The sequence below is a fragment of the Pseudoduganella sp. R-31 genome, assembly GCF_049913235.1.
Lineage (GTDB): Bacteria > Pseudomonadota > Gammaproteobacteria > Burkholderiales > Burkholderiaceae_D > Rugamonas.
Genome location: NZ_CP183986.1, coordinates 3570118 through 3579850, shown reverse-complemented (window position 1 = coordinate 3579850; position 9733 = coordinate 3570118). Strand labels below are relative to the sequence as shown.

The 9733-nt window shown below is 60.5% G+C and carries 5 protein-coding genes; 2 read left to right on the top strand and 3 right to left on the bottom strand.

The features are described 5' to 3' along the window. Positions 1–84: 84 nt before the first annotated feature. Positions 85–1326, top strand: a complete 1242-nt coding sequence (locus ACN9MY_RS16415; protein WP_426317942.1) for a glycosyltransferase family 4 protein — start codon at positions 85–87, stop codon at positions 1324–1326. Between the two features lie 39 nt (positions 1327–1365). Here the strand turns inward: ACN9MY_RS16415 and ACN9MY_RS16410 are convergent, their stop codons facing one another. Beyond that, a complete protein-coding gene (locus tag ACN9MY_RS16410) occupies positions 1366–1785 on the bottom strand; it encodes a hypothetical protein (protein ID WP_426317941.1) in 420 nt (139 codons plus the stop codon). A 6-nt stretch (positions 1786–1791) separates the two neighbouring features. Between ACN9MY_RS16410 and ACN9MY_RS16405 the strand changes: the two genes are divergently transcribed. Then, positions 1792–2553: a hypothetical protein gene (locus ACN9MY_RS16405; RefSeq protein WP_426317940.1), complete on the top strand. Its 762-nt coding sequence runs from the start codon at positions 1792–1794 to the stop codon at positions 2551–2553. Positions 2554–2620: 67 nt separating this feature from the next. Here ACN9MY_RS16405 and ACN9MY_RS16400 read toward each other — a convergent pair whose 3' ends face one another. Both ACN9MY_RS16400 and ACN9MY_RS16395 read right to left on the bottom strand, forming a co-directional pair. Then, positions 2621–5200, bottom strand: coding sequence for a LuxR C-terminal-related transcriptional regulator (locus ACN9MY_RS16400; RefSeq protein ID WP_426335763.1), 2580 nt, complete (start codon positions 5198–5200; stop codon positions 2621–2623). Between the two features lie 456 nt (positions 5201–5656). Continuing rightward, positions 5657–9700 (bottom strand): hypothetical protein, encoded by a 4044-nt coding sequence (locus tag ACN9MY_RS16395; RefSeq protein ID WP_426335762.1) that lies wholly within the window; start codon positions 9698–9700, stop codon positions 5657–5659. Between the last annotated feature and the right edge of the window lie 33 nt (positions 9701–9733).

The window sequence follows — 9733 nt, the reverse complement described above, 5'->3', positions numbered from 1 at the left end:
CCAACCTCATATCAATATATCCATCGATTTCCGCAACAATTTAGGGATGTATGAACTTTTTTTTCGGTGTAAAGTGCTGCCGCCATGAATATCATCTTTGTCCACCAGAACATGCCCGGCCAATTCCTGCACCTGATGCAGCACCTGGCAGCCACCGGCCATCATGTCATTTTCATAACACAACGCAAGGGCATGAAAGTGCCCGGGGTGCGCACGATGGTTTACCAGCCAGAGCGTGGGGCGTCCCGCCAGACCCACCACTACCTGCGCAGCGCAGAATCGGCGGTGCTTTATGGGCAAGGAGTGGCGCGCGTCGCCATGCGGCTTCGCCACAACCGCTTCAAGCCCGACCTGATTGTCGGCCATAGCGGCTGGGGCGAGATCCTGTTCCTCAAGGACGTATTTCCGCACGTGCCGTTGGTCGGCTACTTCGAGTACTTCTACCACATCAGCAAGGGCGACGTCGGCTTTGCACCCGACGAACCTGTCACGCCGGACACCGCACCTCGCCTGCGTGCCCGCAACACGGTGAACCTGCTGTCACTCGACGCGGCCGATGCCGGCATGACACCGACGCGCTGGCAGCAATCGCTCTACCCGGAGCCCTATCGCGAACGCTTGCACGTGCTGCACGAAGGCGTCAATACGGCACGCATACGCCCGAATCCCAACGCGAGCTACCAGATTCCGGGTGCCGGCATTACCGTCAAGGCCGGCGACGAAGTCCTGACGTATGTCGGCCGCAACCTGGAACCGCATCGCGGCTTCCCAAGCTTTATGCGCAGCCTGCCCGAGATCCTGCGCCGCCGGCCGCATGCGCGCGTGTTGATTGTCGGCGGCGATGGCGTCAGTTATGGCGCGGCGCCTGCTGGAGGCGGCTCCTGGAAAGACGTCATGTTGAAGGAGCTGGGCGATTCAGTCGATTGGAGCCGAGTGCACTTCCTTGGCAAGGTGCCGTATTCCCACTTCACCAGCATCCTGGCGCTGTCGCGCGCCCATGTCTACCTGACCTATCCCTTTGTACTGTCATGGTCGATGCTGGAGGCGATGTCCAGCGGCTGCGTAGTCATCGGCTCGCGCACGCCGCCGGTGGAAGAAGTTATTCGGGATGGCGACAACGGGTTCTTGGTCGACTTCTTTTCCCCTGAACAAATCGCAGAGCGCGCAATACAGGTCCTGGCCGATCCCGAAGCGTTCACAAAGATTCGCCTGCGCGCGCGCCAGACCATTATTGAACGGTATGACCTGCACTCCATCTGCCTGCCTGCCCAGCTGACGATGCTGGATCGGGTCCGGCAGGGAGACTACAGCGTGATAGCGGCTTGAGCTTGCCTTTCATTATTCGGCAACTTGCAGGATCAACGATCAAAGCGCACACCCGGCAAAGATTGATTCAAGGCATTCGATGACGTGATCAAGTTTAAAGAGCCCTTCAGGAAGATTGACCTTCAACTGTTGCAGCGTCCGTTCTCTATCAAAGTACTCGTCATCGAATACCGTCAACTGCAGTACCCGTTTCTCTAACTCGTACTCGAGCCGCTTCGGCTTGAAGCCATTCATCTGATCCAGAAATTCGCACTCGATATCGCGATCACCCATTTCCCTTGCAAGGGCGATATACCCCCCTCTGTCAAACCAAATGCACAAAGACGAGAGGTCATCATCATCGTCCGTAATTGCTTCGACTTTTGTCGCAATGGCTTCCATAACTCCGCATCCCATAGAACTGCTCCACTGGCTGATTTTACCGTTCGTCCGCTCCAATCGGCATTCGATCGCATCCAAATTAAATTGCATTCCATCGGCCAGTACTATTGCTTCATGCGCCTGACCTCCCTGCTGATTGCTGCTCTAATCGCTGCCAGTTGCGGCCCTTGTGGCCCGGTCCTGGCACAGGACGCCGTTGTCCACGTCACGGCGCTGCGCAATCCCGCGAGTTGGCCCTATGATCCATTCCGCGCCGGCCTGGATGCTTTTGAGGAGCATAGGCATTTGGCGCCAAAGAGCGAGCTGCATTTTCATCTGGTGCCAAACGATCCAGGTCTAGCTCTCGACAACGTTCAAATCGTCATCGAACATGGCGATCAGCGCCTGGTGCTGGACGCGGAAAAGACGAGTTTCGTTTTACCACGTCTTACCCGGTATGACCCGGACGACGCTGTTCTTTCGGTGAACAAGCACCAGGATCTGTTCGACCAGCACTGGCCGACGGCCGCAGTACGTACCCCTGGCTTGTCATCCCACGTCTTGCGAATCGGAGACTTGAGGTTGGCGTGCCAGGTTAACATGGCCATCCTCAAGAAGAACTTGGGCTTCTGGGAAAGCGCGGCCCTATCGGTCATGGCGGGCCAGCGCGACTGGTGCGTTGTCGGACGCCATGGCGGACAATCCGTGCGGGCTCCCTTCGCCTTCCAGGCCGTGACATTCCACGACGGCGACCGCACAGAGCGCCGTACTTGGCCAACCCCTCAACTGTCGCTGTCCCTGCCGTCGGACCAGCACGGCTGGTCCGACGGCACGCTGATTGAATTCGACGCCGTGCCAGCGAACTAGCGCTATAGCCTTTGCAGGCGGGTCGATGCTGACAAGCGCCACGCGTGCGTCCGGCGGCGCGGACAAGCTAATCGGAAAGGCCAAGCTGGCGCAGGCGTTCGGCTGCCTGCAGCCGGCTGTTCACGCCCAATTTCACGTAGATTTTTTTCACGTGCGAATTCAGCGTATTCAATGAGATAAACAGGCTCTCGGCGATTTCATGGTTCGTCGCACCTCGCGCAATATGACTGACGACGAGCTTTTCTTTTTTGCTGAACAACTGGGGCAGGCGCTCGAAAGTCTGCGTCGAGTCCTGGGCGGCATCTGCGCCCATATGACCAAGCAAGGTATGAACATAGGATTTGTAATCAGCGCCGCGCGCCAGCTTTTTAAGCATTCCGGTCAGTGCGTCACCTTCATTGATGAATACACGCAGCAGATGCGTGCTTTCGGCCAGGCTGACCCCCTCTTGCAGCACCGTCATCGCTTCGTCGCTGCGGCCGTCTTTCTGCAGGCAGATCGCCTTGAGCACCAGGATCTCGGTCATCACCGCCAGACGCTGGTCTTGCAGAGCCGGATACCACAAGCGGTCCAACAGGTCGAGCGCCTGGTTGCGCCGTTCGGCGAGGATGAAAAAGCGCGCCAGCACGAGGTATTCTGCCTCGCGGCCAGGGGCCAGCGCTTCCTCGAGCGGCAAGCGCGCGGCTTCGCTCCAGAGCTGGACCGCATCCATCTGGCCGAGACTCAGCCAATAGTCCGCAATCACGGCTGACAGCGGCGCGACCTCCACTACCAGGCGGCCTGCGTAGCGTAGCAACAGGACCTCGAACCGGGGGTCGCAAGCTTCCACGGCCGCCCCCAGTTCCTTGCGCGTCTTCGCCAGCAGCACCCGGCCCCAGGCATTGGCGTACTGCATCCCGGCCGCAGTCATCTCGACGCCGCGCGCCAGATGCTGTTCCGCCAACACGAGCTCGTTCATTTCGTAGGCGACCTCGCCAAGGCCGATATGCAGCATGCCGCACGCCGGCAGGTCCTGCCAACCGCACACCATCAGGGCTTGGATGGTCTTGTCGTAGATCTGCTTCGCTGCCAACGGTCGGCCTCGCAGCAAATGACTGCGCGCCAGCGCGAGGGCGGCGGTGATTGGCACCTGGACGTTGTGGGTCGCTTCCCGGACCAGGATGTTGTTCTCAAGTAGCCGTTGCGCCTCATCCAGGCGCCCGCTGACAAAGTAAAACACGCCGCGTGCCACGGCTGCGGCGCGATACAGGGTCCGGGCTGGCGCCAGCGACGCCTGCGCTTCGTCCAGATGGGCAAGGCCCTCGTCGATATTGCCCTCGTACGCCGACTGGCAGCCGCGCAATAGCGCAAGCTGGCCCAGCATCGCGCGCTCCTTGCCGCCGAAAGGCGCGTCGTGAAGTCCGGCCAGGCACTTGTCCACGAGGCAAAGGTGGCGTTCCAGCTCGGCCAAGTCATCCCGGTACAGATAGCCCCAGGCGCAAACCATCGACAGCAAGGGGCGCTGCGCGAGCACAGTCTCCGGCAGCTGTCTCGACCAGGCCAGCGCACTGCCCATCCGGCCGTGGGAAAAGAGTTCGCTGTGGTGCTTCTCCATCAAATCGGCAGCCCATTCGTGATCGCGCGCTGCCAGCGCATGGTGGACCGCTTCCGTAATGAGACCGTTCTCGCTGAACCATTGACTGGCACGCCGGTGCAACAGCCGGATCGAGTCCGGCGCGGCCAGGCGCAGCCGGCTTTGCAGCAAGGCGCCAAACAGATGGTGATACCGATACCAAATGCGTTGCTCATCGAGCCCGAAGATGAACATATTGGCCCGCTCTATCTCGCTGATCAGGGCGCGGCTATCGTCGCGCCCGGTCACCGCATCGCACAGCGCCGCATTGAAGCGTTCCAGCACAGAGGTTTGCTGCAGGAAGTTCTGGATATCAGCGGCATGGCCCTGCAACACTTCGTCCAGCAGGAAATCGGTCACGTGCCGGTTGTCGCCGGCGAAGTTCCGGACGAAACCGGCCTTGTCGGGATGATGGCTCAGGGACACTGCCGCCAGCTGCAGGCCGACGATCCAGCCTTCAGTGCGCTCAGCCAGTATGCTGACCTGCTCATGCGGTAAAGAGAGCTGCATGACATCGTTGCAGAACGCTTCCGTTTCCTCCAGGCTGAAGCGCAAGTCTTCGCTGCGGTATTCCGCAATCTGCCCCTGGCCGCGCAGCCGCGCCAGCGAGAATGGCGGCTCGCTGCGGCTCGCGAAGATCAGCTGCAATCGCGCCGGTTGATGGTCGACCAGGAACGCAATGGCTTTGTGCACGGCCGGCTCAGTCACCAACTGCAAGTCATCCAGGATGAAGCACAGCCGTTCCGGCAGCGCACACAGCTGATTGATCAGTGGCCGCATCAGGACATCGATCGGGGGCGGTGGAACCAAGGCACACATATCGGCCAGGACTTTGCCGAACTCGGCACATTGGCCTTGAATCGCGCGGATGAAATGCACCAGGAAGCGCAGTGGGTCGTTGTCGCCGGCATCCAGCGACAGCCATGCGACAGGCGTGGAACTGGCGGCGGCCCAACTCGCGGCCAGTGTCGTCTTACCGTAGCCGGCGGGTGCGCAGACCAGCACCACGCGCGGCGCTTGTTCCGGCTGCTGCAAGCGCGGCCGCGCCAGCAAGTGCGCAGTGGCGGCGGGGATCACGAATTTGGTCGACAGAATCTGGTCGGCCAGCAAGACTTGGCAGGGATGGTGGGACAAATCGCTCATCTGATTACTGATCCATTCTAGGCGGCCGGGACAGCAACGATGAATGTCCCCGCCTGCTCTTGCATTGGAAACAACAATAAATACAGCTTAACGAATTCAAACCGGTTTGAAAATCACCTCAAATGGTGAGCGCTTGGTGATTTAGAGGTTTTACCGGGGGTCCCGACGCACGACCGCGCGGTGACGGTTGACCAGAATACCGGAAAGCGGTACGGGAGGTTGTCCCGATACAATTTATTGCAAATGACTAGGCAGAGGTCGGGTCCGGATGAGACGGGGCCGCTGTGCCGGTGACGGACGAGGTCACCGGCGGCAGGGTCAGGGAAAGCGATGGCTGGCGGCGCTAGATCACCCGTGCGCCTTGAAGCCTTCTGGCAAGATCAGAATTTCCCCAGCATTGAGGATGTTTGGATTCCGGCCATGCCCGCTGTCCTTGGCGCTAGCCTCCAGGCGTTCGTTCAGCCAGGGATTCAGATCATAGATCTTGGCGACGATGCCTGGATCGTTACCCGCGACATCCCAGACGTTGTCATCGGGTTTGACGGTATACACATTTTGGGTCGATACCGGCGGCGCGGCCGGCAAATCCGGTGGCACGGTCGACGGCGGCGGCGCCTGCGGCGGCAGCGGCAGATCGCGCGCTGCCAGCCAGTTCTTCCACCCGGCGGCACTGCTGATATGGATCGTCGTGGTGTGCGGACCCGCCAGCGAATAGAACGTCAGCTTGCGTTCCTCAGGGAAGTAGGACGTAATGTTGCCATTGCGATCCAGGCGCCAGTCGAGTTTGCCCTTTTCGTGGAACATGCCTGTGGCCGAATCTTCATAGCGGTTTTTCTCGGCATTGAAATGGATCGTCGGATGCTTGGACAGGTCCACGTCGGCCGGCTCGGGCGGCAGGGCCAGGTAGCTGTCATAGAACGGGTTGGCATCGGCCACATTACCGTTGCCGTCAAGATGATCGGTGAGCGATTCGGTGGCCTCCAGCATCTTCCCGAGCACCTTGGTGTCGGTCTTGTTGATGTAGTCGATGAACTTTTCCGGGTCGCCGCCGGTGGTTGCGTAGGCTTTCAGGAAGCCGTCGACCTTGGCGTTGCTGCTCCACCAATCGTGCTCCGCCATCACGTCGGCATGCGCCTTGTCGAGGCCGACGCCTTCCATGAAGGTCCGATCATAGTTCTGGAAGTTCTGTATGTTCTTGTTGTGGTCCCAGGCCCAATTGGCGACCGTCGTGCCCAGGTAGGCGATGTTGACAACCCAGCCGATCGGGTTACTGCCGAATACGGCGAAACGCCCCACAGTTTTCGTGGCGCCCTCTTTGACGATGTTTCTGAACAGCAGGCCCCTGACCGACGGGCTGAGCGTCTCTGCCCACTTCGCCGCATTGCCCTTTGATCCGGTGCCGAACAGATGCTCGAACACATCCAGCATTTTGCTCGTGCCAAGGAACTTCCTGGTCGCACTTGCTTCACCGAGCGCAGTTCGGGCGGTGGCACCGTCGACTCCCGATTCGCCGAGCGCATACTTGCCTGCCAGCCGCGTATTGAAGCTGAACTCATGCGGTTTCAATTCGGCGACCTTCTTTCCTTCCGACGCAGCGAAGGCAAACCGTTCGATCTTCCAGCGGGTTTCGGCGGCAGCCTTGAGCGCCGGATCGGCCATGACCTTGGCGCCGAGGGAACGCAAGGTCATCTCGCGCACCTGCAGGCGCAACAGCATGGCGTCGCTGGCGAGATTGACGGATTGCGTGCCCAGCTTAAACTGTTGCGTATCGGTGGCCGCCGTGCCATCCGGGTTTTTGAAGGGCAGTGTTCCGTTGAGATTCATGAATACGCCGCTGCCATCCCATGCCGTGGCTATCGTCATCAGGCCAACCAGTTGCTTGACCAGCGGCTGTGTCGCCTCGGTCGCGAGTCGTGTCCAGCGGTCGCGCACCGAGCCTTCCTTGACATAAAGACCCCAGCTGCTCTCGCCGGATTCGGCGGCATCGAAGAATTTCGTCCCGAAATTCTTGATTTTGGTGTCGAGCTTATCGCCACCTTTCCCCAGCAGGCCGTCGCCAAGCGAATGCGGCTGGATGCGCGCCGCGCCCATGCCGGCCTGCATCAGGTGGAAACCGGCGAAACCGCCCACCAGGCCGAGCAACAAGGCTTTGCGCAAGGGCCCGCCGACGTCACCGACCTGCACGTTGTCGAAGAGATACCCGGTCAAGGCTGCCTGGAAGGCGCCGCCGACACCCCAGATCACAGTGCCGCCAAAGTAAGGCAGGTGGGCCGCGCGCGAGGCGTTGATCGCGGCGCCTGGCAAATTCACGCCGCCGTTCACCTTTCCGATGACATAAGTCTCGGCCAGGAATTCCGCCAGGTCGCCGGTCAGCTGCGCGCCAATACCGAATTTCTGCGCCTCGCCGCCGCCGTTTTTCAGATCGTCCGAGAGCATCTTGCGGGCAATCTGGGTACTCGCGCGCATCGAAGCGCTATCGCTCAGCAGGATGGTCGAGGTCACTTTCTCATCGGCCATCAGGGACTTGCGAGTGCCATCGGCCTTCTTGTAGCCGTCCATCCCGCCCAGGTCCTTGTTGTAGAAATCAACGGCCTCGCTGGTGCGCAGCAGCCTGTATCCCATATCGTCGATGTCCTTGCGGCCGTCGATGATGTCTTTTTTGAGTCCCGGGAATTTTTCAATCATCGCCCGTTGACCCTTGACGAAATCGTCCTCCGTCAGAAGTTGCGAGTATTTGCCCTGGACCAGCAAGGGCGCCATGCCTTTGGTCGCCTTGTCGAGCATGCCCTCGTTATTTTTCTTCAAGCCGTTAAGGCCGTCATTGATCGCGCGCAGCGTCGCATCGCGCCACACCCCCTGCTGCTTTTCAAAGCGGCCCGCATCGTGGAACTTCCCGGCCGCGCCCATATCAACTTCATCCATTTTCAGGGTCGATACCTGGCGCACGGTTTCCAGGGCAAGTGTCGCGTGGCCGTCGGCCACCGCATCCTTGAAGCCCAGCTGGGTAATATCCGACGCGGGTTTGGTGGCGATGAGGTGCGCGATGCCCTCCACCGCAGCCTTGATTTCAGGGTTGCTGTATTCTTTCTTCTCCCAGTCGCCGCCGGCAGCTGCGACGTCCACCGCCGCCGACAGCGCCTTGGCTACTTTGATACCCGACCCGATATCTGTGATGGTCCGCTGGCCGTCCTTGCCCTTTGCCTGCCGGGTGGCGATATCGTCGACGATCTTTTCCAGCGTCGGTTTCGACTGGTTGATGATCCGGGCGGCGATCTCGGGCGATATGGCCGCATGTTTGGACGGATCAGTCACGTCGCGCAAGGCCTCGGCTCCCGCGACGGTGCCTTTCTGAGCATATGCATCTTCGACGTCCTTGACGCCGTCCTTGACGTAGCTGTCGATGATTTTTTGCACGCCGGGGTCGGCCATCACCAGCCCCTTGATCGTCGGGTCCACACCTTTCGGCAGGGCCTTGCCCAGCAAATCGACTTGCGCCTCGTTGCCCAGCACGGCACTGTCTTCCACCCGTTGCAGGATTGTGGCCGCCCCGATCACGGTCTTGAACTCGGGATCATTGGCGTAGCGTCCGTTCATCTGCGTGGCCGCGTAAGCCAGCGGGTCCAGTTCACGGATCTTTACACCGGCAGGCAAGTCGGCATAGGTCGCGCTCAATTCCTTGCGGGTCGCAGCCAGCAGTTCTTTCTGCTTTGCGGCATAGTCTTCGCGCGCGCTGATGATCTGCTGGCTCGTCACAGACTTGTCGCCCCCCTGCTGCTGTGCGGTCAGGTCATCGAGCCTGGTGCCGGCCTGGTTGACTTCGTTGAGCTTGGTATTGGTCGCCCGTTCGGTGGGAGTTTCAGTCAGGACCGTGTCCAGGCTTTTGTTGGCGGCCGCCTGGGCGGCCGGATCGTCATGGTAGCGGTTCGCGATATCATGCGCGGCGTTCTGCACCGCCTCCTTGTTGTTCGGGTCGCCCTGGTAGGTCAGGCGCAATTCCGCGGCGATCGCCTGTTCGGCCTTGGCCTGGTCGCCATTGGCGACGGTGCGCCGGGCTACGTACATTTCCCAGTCGGCCTGGTTGTCTTCCGGCGCTGTGTCGCCGAAATCGGCTTGCAGCTTGTCCGCCGCCTGCTTGGTCTCTTTCGCAGTGGCGACCGTTTTATCGGTGTACTCCTCTGCAGCCTTCACGGCCGGCGCCGGCACCTTGACGAAATCGATCTGCGGCTTGGTCACCAGCAGCGGCGATGCGCGCGGCCCCTTGGTCACGTAGTCGGCATTGACCACGTTGGGCGTCGCGGGCGGCGGCGGGTCCACGTGCTTGGGCGGCGGCGGGTCAAGGTCCAGCAACTGTACTGCGCGGTGGATGATGCCACCGAAGTCGATCCCTAACATATTGTTCTCCTTTGTTGGTTGGCTACCGTTCAT

What these genes read in the sequence shown, in the direction of transcription:
- ACN9MY_RS16415 (WP_426317942.1), top strand. Translation starts at nt 85, where the DNA reads ATGAATATCATCTTTGTCCACCAGAACATGCCCGGCCAATTCCTGCAC.
- ACN9MY_RS16395 (WP_426335762.1), bottom strand. Translation starts at nt 9,700, where the DNA reads ATGTTAGGGATCGACTTCGGTGGCATCATCCACCGCGCAGTACAGTTG.